General features: G+C 70.3%; 19 protein-coding genes. 10 read left to right on the plus strand and 9 right to left on the minus strand.

Annotation, left to right across the window (positions count from 1 at the left end; all coding sequences use genetic code 11):
• Positions 1–39: 39 nt before the first annotated feature.
• Positions 40–1,584, plus strand: coding sequence for a tetratricopeptide repeat protein (locus AADR41_RS34840; RefSeq protein WP_446751158.1), 1,545 nt, complete (start codon positions 40–42; stop codon positions 1,582–1,584).
• 129 nt (positions 1,585–1,713) lie between these two features.
• On the opposite strand, the gene hppD is transcribed toward AADR41_RS34840, so the two are convergent.
• Positions 1,714–2,859, minus strand: coding sequence for a 4-hydroxyphenylpyruvate dioxygenase (hppD, locus tag AADR41_RS34845; protein ID WP_342285908.1), 1,146 nt, complete (start codon positions 2,857–2,859; stop codon positions 1,714–1,716).
• A gap of 133 nt (positions 2,860–2,992) precedes the next feature.
• Between hppD and AADR41_RS34850 the strand changes: the two genes are divergently transcribed.
• The 8 genes from AADR41_RS34850 to AADR41_RS34885 all read left to right on the plus strand — a co-directional run bounded on the left by AADR41_RS34850 (position 2,993) and on the right by AADR41_RS34885 (position 9,605).
• Positions 2,993–3,466, plus strand: a complete 474-nt coding sequence (locus AADR41_RS34850; protein WP_124723287.1) for an Lrp/AsnC family transcriptional regulator — start codon at positions 2,993–2,995, stop codon at positions 3,464–3,466.
• 15 nt (positions 3,467–3,481) lie between these two features.
• The gene (locus AADR41_RS34855; protein ID WP_342285909.1) at positions 3,482–4,129 is read left to right on the plus strand and encodes an ABC transporter permease; all 648 of its coding nucleotides are present in this window, start codon (positions 3,482–3,484) and stop codon (positions 4,127–4,129) included.
• The gene (locus tag AADR41_RS34860) at positions 4,122–5,393 is read left to right on the plus strand and encodes an ABC transporter ATP-binding protein (RefSeq protein WP_342285910.1); all 1,272 of its coding nucleotides are present in this window, start codon (positions 4,122–4,124) and stop codon (positions 5,391–5,393) included. Before AADR41_RS34855 ends, AADR41_RS34860 begins: the two co-directional genes overlap by 8 nt.
• Complete coding sequence (locus AADR41_RS34865) at positions 5,390–6,292, plus strand: ABC transporter permease (protein ID WP_342285911.1); 903 nt, start codon at positions 5,390–5,392, stop codon at positions 6,290–6,292. Before AADR41_RS34860 ends, AADR41_RS34865 begins: the two co-directional genes overlap by 4 nt.
• On the plus strand, positions 6,289–7,272 hold the full coding sequence (locus AADR41_RS34870; RefSeq protein WP_342285912.1) for a glycine betaine ABC transporter substrate-binding protein: 984 nt from the start codon (positions 6,289–6,291) through the stop codon (positions 7,270–7,272). Before AADR41_RS34865 ends, AADR41_RS34870 begins: the two co-directional genes overlap by 4 nt.
• A gap of 147 nt (positions 7,273–7,419) precedes the next feature.
• The gene (locus AADR41_RS34875; RefSeq protein ID WP_342285913.1) at positions 7,420–8,028 is read left to right on the plus strand and encodes a winged helix-turn-helix domain-containing protein; all 609 of its coding nucleotides are present in this window, start codon (positions 7,420–7,422) and stop codon (positions 8,026–8,028) included.
• Positions 8,029–8,058: 30 nt separating this feature from the next.
• The gene (locus AADR41_RS34880) at positions 8,059–8,256 is read left to right on the plus strand and encodes a hypothetical protein (RefSeq protein WP_342285914.1); all 198 of its coding nucleotides are present in this window, start codon (positions 8,059–8,061) and stop codon (positions 8,254–8,256) included.
• An 83-nt stretch (positions 8,257–8,339) separates the two neighbouring features.
• Complete coding sequence (locus AADR41_RS34885) at positions 8,340–9,605, plus strand: MFS transporter (protein ID WP_446751157.1); 1,266 nt, start codon at positions 8,340–8,342, stop codon at positions 9,603–9,605.
• Here the strand turns inward: AADR41_RS34885 and AADR41_RS34890 are convergent.
• The 5 genes from AADR41_RS34890 to AADR41_RS34910 all read right to left on the minus strand — a co-directional run bounded on the left by AADR41_RS34890 (position 9,535) and on the right by AADR41_RS34910 (position 15,540).
• Positions 9,535–10,323, minus strand: coding sequence for a S16 family serine protease (locus tag AADR41_RS34890; RefSeq protein ID WP_342285916.1), 789 nt, complete (start codon positions 10,321–10,323; stop codon positions 9,535–9,537). The two genes, AADR41_RS34885 and AADR41_RS34890, sit on opposite strands and share 71 nt — an antisense overlap.
• A gap of 64 nt (positions 10,324–10,387) precedes the next feature.
• Positions 10,388–10,576, minus strand: coding sequence for a superinfection immunity protein (locus tag AADR41_RS34895; protein ID WP_342285917.1), 189 nt, complete (start codon positions 10,574–10,576; stop codon positions 10,388–10,390).
• Positions 10,577–10,716: 140 nt separating this feature from the next.
• Complete coding sequence (locus AADR41_RS34900) at positions 10,717–11,358, minus strand: IclR family transcriptional regulator (protein ID WP_124723277.1); 642 nt, start codon at positions 11,356–11,358, stop codon at positions 10,717–10,719.
• Positions 11,359–11,693: 335 nt separating this feature from the next.
• Entirely contained in the window at positions 11,694–13,649 is a 1,956-nt protein-coding gene (locus AADR41_RS34905) for a hypothetical protein (RefSeq protein WP_342285918.1), read from the minus strand.
• Positions 13,650–13,911: 262 nt separating this feature from the next.
• Complete coding sequence (locus tag AADR41_RS34910; protein WP_342285920.1) at positions 13,912–15,540, minus strand: hypothetical protein; 1,629 nt, start codon at positions 15,538–15,540, stop codon at positions 13,912–13,914.
• A 300-nt stretch (positions 15,541–15,840) separates the two neighbouring features.
• Between AADR41_RS34910 and AADR41_RS34915 the strand changes: the two genes are divergently transcribed.
• Positions 15,841–16,371, plus strand: coding sequence for a hypothetical protein (locus tag AADR41_RS34915; RefSeq protein ID WP_342285922.1), 531 nt, complete (start codon positions 15,841–15,843; stop codon positions 16,369–16,371).
• A 175-nt stretch (positions 16,372–16,546) separates the two neighbouring features.
• Here the strand turns inward: AADR41_RS34915 and AADR41_RS34920 are convergent, their stop codons facing one another.
• The 3 genes from AADR41_RS34920 to AADR41_RS34930 all read right to left on the minus strand — a co-directional run bounded on the left by AADR41_RS34920 (position 16,547) and on the right by AADR41_RS34930 (position 19,057).
• Entirely contained in the window at positions 16,547–18,328 is a 1,782-nt protein-coding gene (locus AADR41_RS34920; protein ID WP_342285923.1) for a DEAD/DEAH box helicase, read from the minus strand.
• A gap of 163 nt (positions 18,329–18,491) precedes the next feature.
• Positions 18,492–18,860, minus strand: a complete 369-nt coding sequence (locus tag AADR41_RS34925; protein ID WP_342285924.1) for a type II toxin-antitoxin system death-on-curing family toxin — start codon at positions 18,858–18,860, stop codon at positions 18,492–18,494.
• Positions 18,848–19,057, minus strand: a complete 210-nt coding sequence (locus AADR41_RS34930; RefSeq protein WP_342285925.1) for an Arc family DNA-binding protein — start codon at positions 19,055–19,057, stop codon at positions 18,848–18,850. The genes AADR41_RS34925 and AADR41_RS34930 overlap by 13 nt, the downstream gene beginning before the upstream one ends.
• Between the last annotated feature and the right edge of the window lie 75 nt (positions 19,058–19,132).

Below are 19,132 nucleotides of genomic sequence, written 5' to 3' on the forward strand. Positions count from 1 at the left end.
ACCCCCTCCACGCCTTCTGCTCCCTCTGCCCCTACCGCCATCTCCGCTCCTTCCGCCCCCGGCGCTTCCTTCGCCCCCGTCGGCGCCTCCGCGCTCTCCTCGCTCGTCGATCCGGAGTCGCTGGCCGAGCCCCCGCCGCTCTCGTTGCGTACGACGCTGCGCCGGGCGGCCCTGGGCGTGGTGGCGGGCGCGGTGCTGGTGACGGGTGCGGTGGTGGCCGTTCCGGAGGACGGGAAGAAGGCGTCGCGGCCGTCCGTGCCCGGCCCGGTCCAGCGTGCGCTGAGGGCGACCGCCGCCGGTGCCCCGGCCTCGCTCTCCGATCTGACGGCGCTGATCGGGGACCGGCAGCAGTGGGTGGGCGCGCATCCGTCCGACGCGCGGTCCTGGGCTCTGCTGGGCACGGCCTACGTGGAGTGGGGGCGGCGTTCCGCGGACGCGGCGTACTACGGCCGGGCCGAGCAGGCGCTGAAGCGCTCGCTGAACGTCCAGCCCGGTGGGACCGGGAGCACGGCGGCCCTGGTGGGGCTCGCGGAGCTCGCCGATGCCCGGCACGACTTCGTCGCGGCGCGGAAGTGGGGCGAGACCGTGCGGGCGCGGGAGCCGAAGCAGTGGGCCGTGTATCCGGCGCTGATCGACGCGTACGGCGGGCTCGGGGACCACGAGGCCGTGAACTCGGCGGTGGAGCGTTTCACGGCGCTGCGTGCGGGGGTTCCGGCGCTCGTGCAGACGGCACGGATGCAGCGGGACCGCGGCCGGCGCGAGGAGGCCCTGGCCAACGCGCGGGACGCGGCGGACCGGGCGACCACGCCCGCGCAGAAGGCGCAGTGCCTGCATCTGCTGGGCGAACTGGCCTGGGAGCGGGGCGAGCCCAAGGAGGCGGTCGCGCAGTTCGGCGCGGCGCTGCGCACCGACCGGGCCCACCACGCGTCGCTCGCGGGACGGGCCAGGGCTCTGGTGGCGCTCGGCCGTACGGACGAGGCCCGGCGCGACTACCGGGCGGCGCTGGCGCAACTCCCCCGGCCCGAATACCTGCTGGAGCTGGGCGAGCTGTACGAGTCGCTGGGAATGGACACGGAGGCCGACGAGCAGTACGGGCAGCTTCGCCGGGCGCTCGCCAGGGACGAGGGTCAGGGCGTGGACCACGCGCTGCTGCGCGGCCGTTTCGAGGCCGACCACGGGGATCCGGCGGTGGCGGTCGGGCTGCTGGACGCCGAGTGGGCGCGCTCGCACCGCAGCGCGGCGGTGGCGGACGCCCTGGGCTGGTCCCTGCACCGCTCCGGCGACCCGTCCGCCGCCCTGGAGTACGCGGCCCGCGCGGTCGACACGGGCGGGCAGAACGCCTCGTACGCGTACCACCTGGGCGTGATCCAGCAGGCGTTGCGGAAGTACGGTCCGGCGCGCCGCAATCTGGAAGAGGCCCTGCGCACCAACCCCGGGTTCTCCCCCCTGGCCGGGCCCGCCGCCCAGGAGGCCCTGGACGATCTGGCCCCTCCCCCGCCGGGCGGCCCGCCAAAGCCGCGGCCGTCCCCGGAGTCCGAACCGGAACGGCCCGAAGCACGGCGGCCGGCCCCGGGCTCCCCCTGACGGGGCCCGGGGCCGGCCGCGTGCCGGTCGATTGGGTTCGCAGACCGCCGATCCGAAGGATCAGGGACTGCCCACCCCAGGGATCAGAGACTGCCGGTCCAAGGGGTCAGAGGCTGCCGGTCCAAGGGATCAGAGGTTGCCGCGCTTCTCCTGCTCGCGCTCGATCGCCTCGAAGAGGGCCTTGAAGTTGCCCTTGCCGAAGCCCATCGAACCGTGGCGCTCGATCATCTCGAAGAAGACGGTCGGGCGGTCCTGGACCGGCTTGGTGAAGATCTGCAGCAGGTAGCCGTCCTCGTCGCGGTCGACGAGGATCTTCTGCTCGCGCAGGATCTCCACCGGCACACGGGTCTCGCCCGCCCACTCGCCGAGGGTGTCGTAGTAGGAGTCGGGCGTGTCCAGGAACTGGACGCCCGCCGCGCGCATCGCCCGTACCGAGGCGACGATGTCGTTCGTGGCGAGCGCGATGTGCTGGACGCCGGCGCCGCCGTAGAACTCCAGGTACTCGTCGATCTGGGACTTCTTCTTGGCGATCGCCGGTTCGTTGATCGGGAACTTGACCTTGAGGGTGCCGTCGGCGACGACCTTCGACATGAGTGCGGAGTACTCGGTGGCGATGTCGTCGCCCACGAACTCCTTCATGTTGGTGAAGCCCATGACCTTGTTGTAGAAGCCGACCCACTCGTTCATCCGGCCGAGTTCCACGTTACCGACGCAGTGGTCGATGGCCTGGAAGGTGCGCTTGGCGGACGGCTCGACGATCGGCTCGGCGGCGGCGTAGCCGGGCAGGTACGGGCCCTCGTAGTTGGTGCGCTCGACGAGGGTGTGGCGGGTCTTGCCGTACGTGGCGATCGCGGCGAGCACGACGGTGCCGTGCTCGTCCTTGACCTCGTGCGGCTCGTCGAGGCCGCGCGCGCCGTGCTCGACCGCGTACGCGTAGGCCGCGCGGGCGTCCGGGACCTCGATGGCCAGGTCGACGACGCCGTCGCCGTGCTCAGCCACATGGGCGTCGAGGAAGCGGCCGTGGTCGGTGGCGGCCTTGATGACGGAGGTGAAGACGAAACGGGCCGATCCGTTGGTCAGTACGTAACTCGCCGTCTCGCGGCTGCCGTTCTCCGGTCCGGAGTAGGCGACCAGCTTCATGCCGAACGCCGTCGAGTAGTAGTGCGCGGCCTGCTTGGCGTTGCCGACGGCGAAGACGACCGCGTCCATTCCCTTGACCGGGAAGGGGTCGGCCTGCCGGGCTGTTTCGGGGGTGGTGTGCAGAGTCTCAGTCATGTCCGAAGGCTCTCGCCGCTTCGCAAGGTGCGCAATAGTTCACGGAATCACTGGGCAATCTGTATAGCGCATGGGGATGATGGGCGGGCTATCTGTACATGATGACCATCACGTCGACCCTTCGGAGCGGACCATGGCGATCGATCATCTGGACGGGCGGCTGATCGTGCTGCTGGCCCGTGAGCCCCGCATCGGCGTACTTGAAGCATCGCGCAGACTCGGCGTGGCCCGCGGGACGGTGCAGGCCCGGCTCGACCGGCTTCAGTCGAATGGCGTCATCCGGGGATTCGGTCCTGCGGTCGATCCGGCGGCGCTCGGCTACCCCGTCACCGCATTCGCCACCCTGGAGATCAAGCAGGGCCAAGGGGCCGACGTACGGGCCCACTTGACCGGCGTACCGGAGGTGCTGGAGCTGCACACCACCACCGGGCACGGCGACATGCTCTGCCGTCTCGTCGCGCGTTCCAACGCCGATCTCCAACGGGTCATCGACCGGGTTGTCGGTTTTGATGGCATTGTCCGGGCCTCCACGGCCATCGTCATGGAGAACCCGGTCCCGCTGCGGATCATCCCGCTCGTCGAGCAGGCCGCGGCGGACCACGACTGAGCCGAGGAGTGACGTGTGAGCTTCTGGGAGTACTTGGGAAACCGGCACCAACAGCTGCTCACCGACGCGTACCAGCACGTCAGCGCCGTGTTCCAGTGCATGGTGATCGCCACCGTGCTGGGCATCCTGATCGGGGTCGTCACCTACCGAAGGGGCTGGGCGGGGTCACTGGCCATCACCTCTACGGCGACGATCCTGACCATCCCCTCCCTCGCCGCGATCGGCCTGCTCATCCCGCTCGTCGGCCTCGGGGTCGCGCCCACCGTGATCACCCTGACGCTGTACGGGCTGCTGCCCATCGTCCGCAACTCCATCGTGGGGCTGCGCGGCGTCGATCCGTCGCTGGTCGACGCGGCGAAGGGCATCGGGATGTCCCGGCTGGCCCGGCTCTGCCGGGTGGAACTGCCGCTCGCCTGGCCGCCGATCCTCACCGGCATCCGGGTCTCCACCCAGATGCTGATGGGCATCGCCGCCATCGCCGCCTACGCCTCGGGCCCCGGCCTGGGCAACGAGATCTTCCGCGGCATCGCCTCGCTGGGCAGCGCCAACGCGCTCAATCAGGTGCTCGCGGGCACGCTCGGCATCGTCATCCTCGCCCTGCTCTTCGACGCCGCGTACGTACTGCTCGGGCGGCTCACCATCCCGAGGGGGATCCGTGTCTGAGACCGCCACCGGGAGCACGGACGCCGGCAGCGCCGGAACGCCGCGGACCACGTCCGGCGCCACCATCCAGCTGGAGGACCTGACCAAGCACTATCCGGGGAATCCGAACCCGGCGGTGGACAGCGTCTCGATGGACATCAAGGCCGGTGAGACGGTGATCTTCGTCGGCCCGTCCGGCTGCGGCAAGTCCACCACCCTGAAGATGATCAACCGGCTGATCGAGCCCTCGTCCGGGCGGATCAGGATCAACGACGAGGACGTCACCGACATCGACCCGGTGAAGCTGCGCCGCAAGATCGGCTACGCCATCCAGTCGTCCGGGCTCTTCCCGCACATGACGGTCGCCGAGAACATCGCCCTCGTACCGAAGATGATCGGCTGGTCGAAGTCGAAGGTGAAGGACCGGGTCGAGGAGATGCTCGATCTGGTGGGGCTGGATCCGCGGGAGTTCCACGGACGCTACCCCCGCGCACTCTCCGGCGGTCAGCAGCAACGGGTGGGCGTGGCAAGGGCGTTGGCCGCGGATCCGCCGGTGCTGCTGATGGACGAACCGTTCGGCGCGGTCGACCCGATCACCCGTGACCACCTCCAGGACGAGCTGATCCGGCTCCAGCACGAACTGCACAAGACGATCGTCTTCGTCACCCACGACTTCGACGAGGCGATCAAGCTGGGTGACCGGATCGCGGTGCTGCGGGAGCGTTCGCACATCGCGCAGTTCGACACCCCGGAGGCCATCCTCACCAATCCGACGGACGACTTCGTCTCGGGTTTCGTCGGTGCCGGTGCGGCGCTGAAGCGGCTCAATCTCACCCGGGTACGCGATGTGGAGATGGCCGCGTTCCCCACGGTGACGGTCGACGACCCGCTCCAGTCGATCTTCAACAAGCTGCGCAGCGGCCCGCACAACGAGCTGTTGATGCTGGACCGCAGGAACCGCCCGTACAAGTGGCTGCGGCGCGGCGACCTGATGCGGGCCCGGGGTTCGCTGGCGCGCGCCGGGCAGCTGGTCCACGACACGGTGACGCGTGACGCGACGCTGCACGACGCGCTGGAGGCGGTGCTGACCGACAGCGGCGGACGGGTCGCGGTGACCGGGCGGCGCGGCGAGTTCATCGGCGTCGTCGACATGCAGACCCTGATGAACTCCGTCCATGAACTGCTGGAGGCCGACCGGCTCGCCGCCATCGAGCACCAGCACGACCTGGAGGAGTTGCGCAGCCACCAGACCGAGACGGAGCTGGAGGGCGGTCCGGGCGCATGACTCGCAATCCACCGCTGAACCACGAACCCCCGCGCCGGCCGCGTCCCGAGCCGTCCGCGCCCTCCTCCGACAAGGACCGCCCGCCCGGCGAGCACGACGTCAAGGGCCATGCCTTCCGGGACGAGGAGGAGGAACCGGCCCCGCCGCCGGCCGGTCCGCCGCGCCGGTTCACCTGGCGCAAGCTGGTGGTGATGCCGGTGGCGCTCGCGGTCGTGCTGGCCGTCACGTACCTGTGGATCACCCATGTCCATCTGGACTCGATCGCGCGGAACTCGCTGACCGGCGGCAATGTGCAGCTGCGCTGGTGGCAGCATGTGCGGCTGACCGCGATCTCGACCTTCTGGGTGCTGATCATCGCCATTCCGCTGGGGATCGCGCTGACCCGGCGCAGGCTGAGCAGGGGCGCCCCGGTGGTCACGGCGGTCGCCAACATCGGGCAGGCGACACCGGCGATCGGCCTGCTGGCCCTGCTGGTGATCTGGCTGGGCATCGGTCCGTCGACGGCGATCATCGGCATGGTGATCTACGCGGTGCTACCGGTCTTCTCCAACACGGTGGCCGGTCTCAAGGCGATCGAACCGAATCTGGTCGAGGCCTCCCGCGGCATCGGCATGTCGGCGACGGGGACCCTCACCAAGGTCGAACTGCCGCTGGCCGTACCGCTGATCCTGGCCGGTGTGCGCACGGCCCTGGTGCTCAATGTCGGCACGGCGACGCTGGCCACCTTCGTCGGCGGCGGCGGTCTCGGTGACCTGATCACCTCGGGCATCCAGACCCAGCGGATGCCGGTGCTGGTGCTCGGTTCGGTGCTGACGGTGGTGCTGGCGCTGCTGGTGGACTGGCTGGCCTCACTCGTCGAGGTGGCGCTGACACCGCGCGGACTGGAGGTGGGGCGATGACGGGCCCGCGGAAGGCGCGTGCCGGCCTGGTGGGGGCGGTGGCGCTGGCGCTGCTGCTCTCCGGGTGCGGGCTGAAGAGCGGCTCGCCGATGGTGGACGACGTGGTGCCGGGTTCGGTCGGCCGGGGGAAGCCGCTGGACGGTGCCTCGCTGACCGTCACCTCGAAGAACTTCAGCGAGAACATCATCCTGGGCCAGATGATCGGCCTGGTCTTCAAGGCCGCGGGCGCGGAGGTCCTGGACCGGACGAACCTGCCCGGCTCGATCAGTGCGCGCGAGGCGATCGTCAAGGGCGACGCGGACGCGATGTACGAGTACACGGGCACCGGCTGGATCACGTACCTCGGCCATGCGAAGCCGATCCCCGACCCGTTGAAGCAGTGGACGGCGGTCCGGGACGAGGACCGCCGTACGGGGGTGACCTGGCTGACGCCGTCCACGCTCAACAACACCTACGCGCTCGCCATCAGCCGGAAGAACAACGCGAAGTACCACCTGAAGACGCTCTCCGACGTGGCGGCGCTGGCGAAGAAGAACCCGTCGGCGGTGACGATCTGCGTGGAGAACGAGTTCGCCTCGCGCGACGACGGGCTGCCGGGCATGGAGAAGGCGTACGGGATGTCGCTCCCGGCCGCCAACATCAAGAAGATGGACGCCGGGATCATCTACACCCAGGTCTCCAAGTCCGGCTCCTGCCTGCTGGGCGAGGTGTTCACCACGGACGGCCGGATCAAGGCGATGAACCTCGAAGTGCTCGTCGACAACAAGCACTTCTTCCCCAACTACAACGCGGCACCGGTCATCCACACCAAGACCTTCGAGAAGTATCCGCAGATCGCCGGGCTGCTCGACCCGGTCAGCAGGAAGCTGACCACCGAGGTCGCCCAGGTGCTCAACGCCAAGGTGGACGTGGACGGGCAGGACCCGCACGAGGTGGCGAAGGAGTGGCTGATCCAGGAGGGGTTCATCAAGCAGGGGTGAGCCGGCGCCGGGAGACGCACCAACGCACGACGCACAACTCACTCACCGGCTCACTGGCTCACCGCCTCTCCCGCGTCGACCCACTTGCAAAGGACGTGTTGCAAAAAAACTGTTGCAAAGAAGATTTTGCAAGTCTACGGTTCACCCATGCCCGAAACAGAGGACGGCGCCCAGACGCCCGCCGAAGCCGAGAACGTCCACAAGGTCGATGCCCGCACCCTGCGCGGGCTGGCCCATCCCCTGCGGCTGCGGCTGCTGGCCGCGCTGCGGGAGTTCGGCCCCGCCACCGCCTCCGGTCTCGCCGGCCGGCTCGGTGAGTCCAGCGGCGCCACCAGCTACCACCTCAGGCAGCTGGCGACGTACGGCTTCGTCGAGGACGACCCGGAGCGCGGCAAGGGCCGCGAGCGCTGGTGGCGGGCCGCGCACCGGGGCACCGTCTTCGACAGCGGCAGATTCCTGAGCCACCCCGACCCCGAGGTGCGCGGCGCGGTCGACCTCGTGCTCCACGAGATCGCCACCGCGCACTCCCGGGAGCTGAACACCTGGATCGGCACCATGTCCGAGTGGCCCGAGGAGTGGCGCGAGGGCTGGGACATCAGCGACTTCCAGGTGCGCCTCACCCCGGACCTCGCCGAGGAGCTGATCGGGAAGGTCCACGAACTCATCGAGAGCTACCACGGCCGGGTCCCGGAGGGCACCGAGGGATCGGCCAACGTCCGCAGCCATGTGCATCTCTTCCCGCGCCCCGCGGCGTAACCAGCCCCTCCCGACCGGAAGGACATCGTCGTGCACCCCGACACACATCTGCAGCTGCACCGGCTGCGCGCCACCGAACTACAGCGGTACGCAACGGAGTCCGGGCTCACATCGGACGCGCAGGGTACCGATCTGCGCACCCGGCTGGGCTGGGCCCTCGTCGAACTGGGGCTGCGCGTCCTGCCCCACCGGGCCGGCCAGACCTACGTCGTGCCCGGTTCGGCGTGAACGGTCGGGGGGACCGCAGCCGCATACCGCTCGCCGCCGTACTGTCCGCCAACTCCATATCCAGAGCGGGCAGTTCACTCACCATGATCGGTGTCCCATGGTTCGTCCTGGAGACCACGGGAAGCGCGGGCCGGGCTGGTGTCGTCGCCTTCTGCGCGACCCTGCCGATCGTCGTCTCCGCCCTGATCGGCGGCCCGGTCATCGACCGGCTCGGACGGCGCCGGGTCTCCGTGGCCTCGGACCTGGTGTGCGGCCTCGCCGTCGCCGCCATTCCGCTGCTGCACTACGCGGACGCCCTGGCCTTCTGGATGCTGTGCGCGCTGATGGCGGTCGGCGGGCTCGCGCACACCCCGGGCGACACCGCACGCTACGTCCTGGTGCCGGATCTCGCCGAACACGCCGGCACCACCCTCGCCCGCGCCGCCAGCCTCTTCGACGCCGTGTCGCGCGGCGCCCGGATGGTCGGGGCGGCACTGGCCGGCGTACTGATCGCACTCGTCGGCGCGGAGACCGTACTGCTGCTGGACGCGGTGACCTTCCTGACGTCCGCGCTGCTGATCGCGGCAGGCGTACGGGGAGTGCGCGCGGCCGAGCCCCGCAAGGCCGCGGCACCGGTCTCGCTGCGGGCATACCGCACCGAACTGCGCGAGGGCTACGCCTACCTGCTGGGCAACCGGCTGCTGCTGGCGGTCGTGGTGATGGTCCTGTTCATGAACGGCACCGACCAGGGCTGGAACGCCGTCCTGCTCCCGGTGCACGCCTCCGCCGAACTGGGCGGGGCCGGTGACATCGGGCTGCTCACCGCGCTGTTCGGCGCGGGCGGGCTGGCCGGGGCGCTGCTGTACGGGGCGGTCGGGCACCGCTTCTCGCGGCGGACCGTGTTCACGGTGTGCGTGCTGCTGTGCGGCGCGCCCAGGTACGTGGTCGCGGCGCTGACCGGGACGACGCTGCCGCTCGCGGTGACCATGGCGCTGAGCGGGCTCGCGGGCGGGGTACTGAACCCGATCCTGACGACCCTGATCTACGGAACGGTGCCCGACGAGCTGCGCAGCCGGGTCTCCGGGGTCCTCACGGCCGGCGGCGAACTGGCCATGCCGGTGGGCGGTCTCGCGGCCGGCCTGCTGGTCGAGAGCGCGGGCGTGCAGGGCGCGCTGCTGGCGATGGGCGGGGTGTACCTGCTGGCGACGCTGAGCCCACTGGTGTTCCCGGTGTGGCGCACGATGGACGGCGCGGTGGCGGAGCGGGCTTCCGTACCGGCCGACGAGCCGGTCGGCGAGATCAGCAGCTCGGGACCTTGTGCCCCTGCTCCAGTGCCCGGAGCGAGGACACCGCGCTCTTCAGGGTCGTGACCGGAATCAGTCGCATCCCCTCGGGCAGCTCGGCGCCCGCCTCCCGGCACTCCGCCTTCGGCACGAGGAAGACGGTCGCCCCGTCGCGGCGTGCGGCCTGAGTCTTCAGCGACACCCCGCCGACCGCCCCGACCGCCCCGTCCGCCCCGATCGTGCCGGTGCCCGCGATGGTGCGGCCACCGGTGAGATCGCCCCCCGAGCCGTCCCCGTCGAGCTTGTCGACGATGCCGAGCGCGAAGAACAGGCCGGCGCTGGGTCCGCCCACATCGGCGAGGCTCAGGGTCACGTCCACCGAGCCGGGCTTCTTCCCGAGGTAGTTCAGCGCGGCGTCGACCGCGGAGTCCTGCGACTTCCGCATGTCGTCGAGGTTGTGCTTCTCGATCTCCTTCTCGGAGCCGCCGGTCGGGTAGACGGAGTCCCGGGGCAGCACCGCCCGGTCCGTACGGAACCAGCCGTCGATCACATCGCCGATGCCGACATCGGCGGTGGGCCCGGTCGCGAGGATCGTCGTCATCCGCAGCTCACCCCTGGTGGGCCGGGTCGGCGCGCCCTTGATGCTGATCACCGGCGTGCCGTGATCGTCCCCGAGCACGTTCGCGGTCGAGCCGGGCTGCGCCAGGGTGAACGGCAGCGGCGCGAAGGCGGCCACACCGAACAGGGCGAGTACGGGCAGGGCGCACAGGGCGAGGGCACGGGGACGCGAGAGACGAGGGAGCACCCGCCCAATCTAACCGCCGCAGCGGGCACCCGGGCCGGGCGCCCCGTACCCGGCCCGGTGCGGTCTACGGCGTGCGCCGGGTTCCCATCGACATGGCCAGGGCGACCACCCAGCCGATGAGCGTCCAGCCGAGGAACAGATTGATCACGAACACCGAGCCGGTGTTCACCCCGCGCCCCGCGGCGACGAAGAAGGGCAGGAAGTACACCGCGATACCCACGATGCCGAGAATCAGCAGAACGGAACCATCCATCGGAACCCCCCGGAACGGCCACGCGCTCCGGTCGAGGCGTGAGCCCCGAAAACATACGGCCCGGCCGGGCAGCCGCTAAGACGTGATCCGGCCATAAGACCGCCCGCGGGCCGGTGGCGGGCGGCCCGCCGCAGGGCTCGCTACCGGAGCGCGTCCGCCACTTCCCTGGCCGCGTCCACCACACGGGGGCCGACGCGTTCGGGTACGGAGTCCGCGAGCATCACCACACCCACGCTGCCCTCGACTCCGGTCACCCCGACCAGCGCGGCGGCGGCTCCGCTCGCCCCGGCCTCCAGCTCGCCGTGGGTGAGGGTGAAGGCGGTCTCGCCGACCGGCTTCTGGCGGGCGGCGAGGATCGCCCGGCCCGCGGCGCCCCGGTCCAGCGGATGGCGGAATCCGGCCCGGTAGGCCACGTGGTAGTCGGTCCAGGTCGGCTCGACCACCGCGACGGCCAGCGCGTCGCTGCCGTCGACCAGAGTGAGGTGTGCGGTGGCCCCGATGTCCTCGGCGAGCGAGCGCAGCGCGGGCAGCGCGGCCTCGCGCACCAGCGGATGCACCTGGCGGCCCAGGCGCAGCACGCCCAGGCCCACTCGGGCCCGGCCGCCCAGGTCCCGGCGTACCAGGGCGTGTTGTTCCAGGGTGGCGAGCAGACGGTAGACCACGGTCCGGTTGACCCCGAGTTTGTTGGACAACTCGGTGACGGTCAGGCCGTGGTCGGTGTCGGCAAGCAGTTTGAGGACCCTCAGTCCCCGGTCGAGCGTCTGGGAGGTTTCCGCGGTCACGACGCCCTCTCCTCTTTGATGAGCGGCAGCGGCTGATTCCCACGGAATGTGCGTCGCCGGTCCCAGCGGCGACGCACGGAGAGGCCGCCGGCCTGGCCAGGCACCGGCTGCGCCCCGCTGCGGCTCTGCCACGGGGCGTTCATTTTTTGGGACAGTAGCGAGCGAGTCCGCTCAGCGGAAGACCTCGTCCAGAATCCGGGCGTTGTCCGAAGGGGAGTTGGCTTGAAGCAGCATAAGCGCCGGTCAGCGGGGCGTCGGCCGGATCCTGGAGGTCTACGCGCGTCCAGGTCGGCCGACGCCTTCGCGGCGCTTCACACACCGGAAGTGAACTGCCGTTAACTCACGGTGAACGACTGCTGCACAATTTTTCCGTTCACGAGCACTTCGCAGGCCCGGATCGACTTCGTCGCCGGGTCCCGGACGGTGAAGTCGAGGGCGAAGGTGCCGTCGAGACCGATGACCCGGGTGACGTACGGATCGGCGGTGCGTTTCCCGTCCGCGGTGCGGCCGGTCACCGAGACCGTGGCGACGGGGGCGAATCCGCGTCCGGTCACCTGGACCGTCGTGCCGACGGGCCCCTCGGGAGGCGAGAGCGCGAAGGACGGTCCGGCGGGGACGGTTCCGTCCTGGACGGTGAACGCCGCCGTCTCGGTACGGGGGTTGACGAGGACCTCCCGGACCCGGATGGCGACGGTGTCGGCGGCGTTGACCGTGAAGGTCTGCGAGAACGCCCCGTCCAGCCCCACCACCTTGGTCTTCGCCGGGTCGGACGTCTGCGAGCCGTCGGCCCGCAGACCGACGATGGACACGGTCGCGACCTTCGCGAAGCCCTGCCCGACGACGGTGACGGCGGTGCCCTTCGGACCGGCCGACGGGGTGAGTACGACGAAGGACGGGGCGACGGTCAGCGGGGTGAGCGCCTGTGCTCCCCCGGCGGTGACCTGGAGGGCGTACACGGCACGCGGGGTGCCTCCGGCCACGGTGACCGTGCCGGCGAGCGTTCCGTCGGCGCCGATCCGGAGGGTGGAGCCGCTGATCCGGGCGCTGTCGCAGGAGCCGCCGTCGGCGGTGCAGAGGGCGGCGGTGGGCGTGGTTCCGGACGGCCAGTCACCGCCGGAGACGGCGATCGTTCCGCCCGGCCTGACCTTCGCCGCGCCCGCGGAGAGGGTCGCGGAGGCGTCGGTCACGGTGAACGGGGTGGTGAGCACGGTGGCCGGATCGTTTCCCTCGTCGACCTGGATCGCGGCGATGGCGGGGTCGGAGACGGTGAACTCGGCGTTGAACGTGCCGTCGGGGGTGCTCTTCACATAGACGGCGGTGTCGTCGAGCGTCGCCCCGCTCGCGTCCAGGCCGACGGTGTTGATCCACCGGTCCTGGAAATAGTTGCTGCCGGTGACGGAGACGACGCTGCCGACCGGCGCGCCGGAGCGGGAGAGCGCGATGGCCCGCGGCCCGCCGGGCACGTACGCCTTGACGGTCAGGGGCGCGGTCGCCTCCTTCGTGCCGTCGCCGACCTTCACCAGGTACGAGCCGTCGGGCACGGCGCCCGCGGCGGCGAGCACCGCGCTTCCGCTCAACTCCCCCGAACCGCTGATGGAGAGGGTGCTGGAGGCGAACTTGCCGGTGTCGCAGCCGCCGCCGTCCGCCGAGCAGAGCGACGGTACGGGGGTGGCGCCCGCGGTCCAGAGGCTGCCGGACAGGGCGACAGCGGTGGACGGCCGGACGGCTGTGGTGGGCGCGGTCAGAGTGGGCGGATGCCCCGCGGTGCCCTCGGCGGTCACCGTGCCGATGGAGCCGCCGCCGCTCACCACGTCGCACGGGGTCTCGTAGGTGGAGCCGAGCACCTTCGTCCGCGTCAGATTGCGTATCGGGGTGAAGGTGATCGGGCCGCTCGCATCGGCGGGGATGAGGAAGTCCCCTTCGTACGGCGGGATTTCGATGGGCTTGCCGGACGGGATGTCGAGGTTGATCTGGGGGCCGGTGACGGTGACCGTGCCGGTGGCGCCGCCGGACATCGCGAAGTCGATGCTGGGGGTGGTGGGCACATCGCTCAGGCTGAGTCCGCTGGTGGCGGGGGACGGTCCGAGGGCGACCTTGGCGTGGACCTTGCCGCCCGGGTCGACGATCGACGGCGAGAGGTTGACGCTCATCTCCTGCGGCCCGGTCGCCTCGCCCTGGCCCGCGGGCAGGGAGCAGTGCACGGTCGGGGTGACGGTACCGGCCTCGGCGGCGGGCGCGAGTGCGACGGTGCCGCCGGTCCAGACGAGCACGGCCCCGGCGGTGAGCGCCACGGCACGGCGCAACCCCGCGCGCCTGCTGTGAACCGTCCTCGGCCGGCCTGCCCTTCCCGGCCGTTCGGTTCTTCTTCTGACGGACACGGACATGCGTCTCCTCCATGGCTGAGATGTCGGCTGCGGGAATTCCCGAATTCGGAATGGCTACGCCCGCCCGCTCCGATGCGATACGGAGCGGGCGGGCGCCTGTGGAACTTCCCCTCACGGCTCCCGGAAAATCCTCCGGAGAACGGAGAACAGAAAACGGAGAATGAGAAATTCAGAGAAGAGTGAGGGTGAGGGTCGCGCTGTAATCTCCGGGCGGGGTGAAGCCGGGGACGGTGAGGGTGAGGTCGGCGTCGGCGTCGAACCGGCCGCCGGTGAACGGGCGGGAGCCGTCCGGATCCATCCGGCAGAGGCTCGCCGCCCCGCTCCCGAGCGCGGCGGGCGAACCGGCCACCGGCGCCCCCACGCTGCCGTTCTGCGCCGTGCATTTGGGCGTCCACCGGACGGCGCCGGCCGGGATGGTGCCGCCGCCTGAGGAGGTGAAGCCGGACAGCGTGGCGGTCAGCGACCAGCCGCTGTTCACACCGCGGCCGTCCTCCACCTCGACCCGGTTGAGCCGGGAGCGCTGCACACCGCTGCCGGTTCCCAGCACCGTCGAACCGAAGTCGACGGTGTCACCGTCCTGGACCATGGACAGCGTCCCGGCCCTGACCGAGGTGGTCAGCCGCTGGTCGGCGCTGCCGCCGTCCCCTCCCCCGTCGTCGGAGACGGTGAACGGCGCGGTCCGCACGGTCGCCGGGTCGTTGCCCTCGTCCGCCTGGACCGCGACGACGGCGTCGGAGATGACGGTGAACTCGACGGTGAACGTGCCGTCCGGGCCGCTCTTGACGTAGACCGCGCTGTCGTCGAGCCCGGTGCCCGAGGCGTCGAGGCCGATGACGTTGATCCAGCGGTCCGGGTTGTAGTTCTTGCCGCTGACCGTGACGACACTGCCGACGGGGCCGCTGCTGCGCGACAGCGAGATCGCACGGTCGCCGGCCGCGACGGCCCGGACGGTGAGGGGGGCGGTGGCCTCCTTCGTACCGTCGTTGACCTTCACCTCGTACGCACCGTCCGGCACCGCACCGGCCTCCGCGAGGGTGGCCGTGCCGGCCAGCGTGCCGTCACCGCCGATGGTGAGCGTGTGGCTCTTGAACTTCAGCGGATCACAGCCGCCACCACCCACCGCACAGAGCGAGGGTACGGGCGCCCCGCCCGGCGTCCACCCCGAACCTCCCAGCGCCACAGCGGTGTTGGGCCGTACCGGATCGGCGGGAGCGGTCAGCGTGGCGGGCTCGGAGCCGGTGCCCTCCACCGTGACACTGCCGACGCTGCCGCCACCGCCCACGACGTCGCAGGGCGTCTCGAAGACGGAGCCGAGCACCTTGGTCTGCGTCAGCGTACGGACCGGGGCGAACGAGACGTCCCCGGAGGCGTTCGCCGGCACCAGGAAGTCCCCTTCGTACGGCGGGAGTTCGATGGGCTTCCCGGCCGGGATGTCCATCGTGAACTCGGCCCCCCGCACGGTGACGGTGCCACTCGCCCCGCCCGACATGGCGAGGTCGAGGCTGGGGATGGTCGGCACGTCCTCCAGCGCCAGCGCGCTGGTGGCGGGGGACGGCCCCAGCGTGACCTTGGCGTGCACCTTCCCGCCCGGGGCGACGACCGCGGGCGACAGTTCGACGGTCATCTCCTGCGGCCCGGTCGCCTCGCCCTGCCCCGCGGGCAGCACGCAGTGGACGGACGGGGTGACCACACCGGCCGCCTGCCGCCCGGCCGCCGCCGCGTCCCGCGGCGCGGCCTGGGCGGTGGCCCCGGCGCAGCTCAGCGACATCACGAAGCAGGCAGCGAGCAGACCGGTCACGCCGGGTCTTCGTCGTCGTATCACCAGACACCCCTCCATGGCCCATTGATTGCGCACATTGAGGAGGTCACGTGCGGAGAAGTCAAGAGAGAACCGGATGATCCTTACCGGATGATCCTTTTCTGAAATGCTCGAAAATCATTTCTGCGGGAAATTCAAGAGCACCTGTTGACATCTCTTGACTTCTATGAAGATCACAGTTTCACTGCACCCGACAATGCCGGGCCCGGCACGCAGATCCACTTCCTCAGTTCTTCGGTGAATCTGCGGAATTCAGAACCGGAAGGAGTTCCCCCCGTCATGTCGTCGAATCGAAGACACATCCCCCTGGTGCTGGCCGCGGCCTGTTCCGTGGCCGGCGCGCTCGCCCTGGCCCCGGCGGCCCATGCGGTGACCCCGCTCACCGCGACGGCCACGTACGACTGCGGCGCCTGGGGCAGCGGTCTCGCCACCCTGACCGCCACCGACTCGGGCACGTCCAAGACCATAAAGATCACGTCCACCGCGATCACCATGCCGGCCGGTACCAGCGCCGACCCGAACAGCATCACGACGACGCTCAAGCTCAGCAAGACCTCGGGCGGCGTCACCAGCCAGGTGCAGTTCTCCGGGAAGACCAACCCCGGCCTGAGCGGCGGCAACCCGATCACCCTGGGCCCGCTGAAGCTCACCTCCGGCACCCTGGCCGCGGGTGACAGCACGAATTCCGTGGTGCTGGCCTCTCCTCCGAGTGCCACCAACTGGTCACTGCAGATCGTGGCCTCGTCCCCGACGTCGGCCACGGTCCCGTGCGTGGCCACGGCCAACCAGTCCGCCCCGTTCGTCTGGTGACCGCGCCACCCGCCCCGGACGAGAGGCCCTAGGTCCGTCACGAGGCGACCGTGCTGGTCGCAGTCCTCAGCGAGTGGCTGTGACCAGCACTTTCACAACAGACCCCAGCCGCGCACCATCCTCATCCGCAGCACGGGAGCCGCACCACCCCATCCGCACGCACGTCCCCGCCCGCTCACGTCATGCGGGTGGCCCACTCCTGGACCTTCTTGATCCGCTGCTGGATCTGCCCGGCCGTGGCCTCGGCACTCGGCGGGCCGCCGCACACCCGTCGCAGCTCGGTGTGGATCACCCCGTGCGGCTTGCCGCTCTGGTGCGTGTAGGCCGAGACCATCGTGTTGAGCTGCTTGCGCAGGCCGAGCAGCTGCTTGTGCGTGACCACCGGCCGCGCCTCGGCCGGCTTCTCCAGCAGATCGGCCTCCTCGGCCGGCCGCTGGCGGCTGTGGGCGATCTGCCGGGACTGGCGCTTCTGGAGCAGCAACTGCACCTGGTCGGGTTCGAGCAGCCCCGGAATCCCCAGGTAGTCCTGCTCCTCCTCGCTGCCGGGGTGCGCCTGCATGCCGAATTCGGCACCGTCGTACAGCACCCGGTCGAAGACCGCGTCCGATTCGAGGGCCTCGAAGGGCAGTTGCTCCTCGGTCTCCTCGTCCTCCAGCTTCTCGGCGTCGGCGAGGAGCTTGTCCTCCTCCGCGAACGGGTTCTCCTCGTCGCTGCCCTTCTTGGGCTTGTCGAGGACGTGGTCCCGCTCGACCTCCATCTCGTTGGCGAAGTCGAGCAGCATCGGAATGGTCGGTACGAAGACCGACGCGGTCTCGCCGCGCCTGCGCGAACGCACGAAACGCCCGACGGCCTGCGCGAAGAAGAGCGGCGTGGAGATGGTGGTGGCGTACACGCCGACGGCCAGGCGCGGCACGTCGACACCTTCCGACACCATGCGGACCGCGACCATCCAGCGGGAATCGTCCGCGCTGAACTGGTCGATCTTCTTCGAGGCGGCCTTCTCGTCGGAGAGGACCACGGTGGCCTTCTCGCCGGTGACCCGCTTGAGGATCTTGGCGTACTCGCGCGCCGATTCCTGGTCGGTGGCGATGACCAGCCCGCCCGCGTCCGGGATTCCCTTGCGGACCTCGGTCAGCCGCTTGTCGGCGGCGCTCAGCACATTGGGGATCCACTCGCCGGTGGGCGACAGCGCGGTGCGCCAGGCCTGCCCGATGGCGTCCTTGGTCATCGGCTCGCCGAGCCGGGCGGCGATCTCGTCGCCGGCCTTGGTGCGCCAGCGCATGTTGCCGCTGTAGCTGAGGAAGATCACGGGCCGGACGACGCCGTCGGCGAGCGCGTTGCCGTAGCCGTAGGTGTAGTCGGCCGAGGAACGCCGGATGCCGTCGTTGCCCTCCTCGTACACGACGAACGGAATCGGGTTGGTGTCCGACCGGAACGGCGTGCCGGTGAGCGCGAGCCGCCGGGTGGCCGGGTCGAACGCCTCCTGGCAGGCCTCGCCCCAGGACTTCGAGTCACCGGCGTGGTGGATCTCGTCGAGGATGACGAGGGTCTTGCGCTGCTCGCAGCGGTTGCGGTGCAGCATCGGCCGGACGCCGACACCCGCGTAGGTGACCGCGACGCCGTCGTACTCCTTGCTGAGCGGGCCCGCGCTGTAGTCGGGGTCGAGCTTGATCCCTATCCGGGCCGCTGCCTCGGCCCACTGCTTCTTCAGGTGCTCGGTCGGCGCGACGACGGTGATCTGCTGCACGACGTGGTGGTGCAGCAGCCATGACGCGAGGGTCAGCGCGAAGGTGGTCTTCCCCGCGCCGGGGGTGGCGACCGCGAGGAAGTCGCGCGGCTGCTCCTGGATGTACTTCTCCATGGCGCCCTGCTGCCAGGCTCGCAGCTTGCCGGCCGTGCCCCAGGGGGCGCGGCCGGGAAAGGCGGGTGAGAGGTGGTGGGAGGCGGTAGTAGTCACGGTCTCCGGTTCGGGTCTCTCGGGTACGTGGGGCGCTGTCCCGCGGGCCGGAACGGACCCGCCCGCGATACGACAACCGGGCCACCTTACCGGGGGGCGGAGCGGAATCTCGTACGGACGAACAGTGGTTCGGCGCTGCTGAGACCCTCTTCACAGATCGACTTCACACGGCGAACCCGGGCAGCCGTTCGACAATCCCGGGCATGTCGAGAGCGCCCTGGCACACGTCCAGCACGAACTTCTCGGCCTCGTCGACATCGAAGTCCACGCTCAGGCGATGCCCATTGAGGTGCAGGAATACCCAGGTGGCACACCAGGCGATGCGCTTGTTCCCGTCGACGAGCGCTTGATTGCGCGCCAGGGACTCCATGAGTGCCGCGGCCTTCTGCCACACGTCCGGACAGGCATCCTGCCCGAACACGCTCGCCTGCGGGCGGGCGAGGGCCGAATCGAGCAGCCCGTAGTCGCGCGCCTCGGCAGCCCCGAGGCCCTCGGCGAGGTTGAGCGGTTCGGGAAGCGTCAGGTACCGCATCGGGCGAGCCTCCGGTTGAGCTCCTCACTCACCTTCAGCACGTGGTCCGCGGCCTCGTTGAAGAGGCGCGAGTCTTCGTTCATGGCGGTGATCACCGCGTCGTGGGCGAAGGACTGCATGCTCCGCCCCTCCGCCTCGGCACGCGCACGCAAGGCATCCAGCTCTTCTTCGGTGAACCGCAGATTCAGACCAGCCATGCAGGGATGGTGCCACGCGGCACTAATCCTCTGTCCGCACCCTCGCCGCCACCCACGCCCCCACCAGCGCCACCC

The organism is Streptomyces sp. CLV115, from assembly GCF_038448545.1.
Taxonomy (GTDB): domain Bacteria; phylum Actinomycetota; class Actinomycetes; order Streptomycetales; family Streptomycetaceae; genus Streptomyces; species Streptomyces sanglieri.

Coding starts and splice junctions, on each gene's coding strand:
- hppD (WP_342285908.1), bottom strand. CDS start 2,859: ATGACTGAGACTCTGCACACCACCCCCGAAACAGCCCGGCAGGCCGAC.
- AADR41_RS34895 (WP_342285917.1), bottom strand. CDS start 10,576: ATGGATGGTTCCGTTCTGCTGATTCTCGGCATCGTGGGTATCGCGGTG.
- AADR41_RS34925 (WP_342285924.1), bottom strand. CDS start 18,860: ATGCGGTACCTGACGCTTCCCGAACCGCTCAACCTCGCCGAGGGCCTC.
- AADR41_RS34885 (WP_446751157.1), top strand. CDS start 8,340: ATGATCGGTGTCCCATGGTTCGTCCTGGAGACCACGGGAAGCGCGGGC.
- AADR41_RS34930 (WP_342285925.1), bottom strand. CDS start 19,057: ATGGCTGGTCTGAATCTGCGGTTCACCGAAGAAGAGCTGGATGCCTTG.
- AADR41_RS34875 (WP_342285913.1), top strand. CDS start 7,420: ATGCCCGAAACAGAGGACGGCGCCCAGACGCCCGCCGAAGCCGAGAAC.
- AADR41_RS34850 (WP_124723287.1), top strand. CDS start 2,993: ATGGCGATCGATCATCTGGACGGGCGGCTGATCGTGCTGCTGGCCCGT.
- AADR41_RS34870 (WP_342285912.1), top strand. CDS start 6,289: ATGACGGGCCCGCGGAAGGCGCGTGCCGGCCTGGTGGGGGCGGTGGCG.
- AADR41_RS34915 (WP_342285922.1), top strand. CDS start 15,841: ATGTCGTCGAATCGAAGACACATCCCCCTGGTGCTGGCCGCGGCCTGT.
- AADR41_RS34865 (WP_342285911.1), top strand. CDS start 5,390: ATGACTCGCAATCCACCGCTGAACCACGAACCCCCGCGCCGGCCGCGT.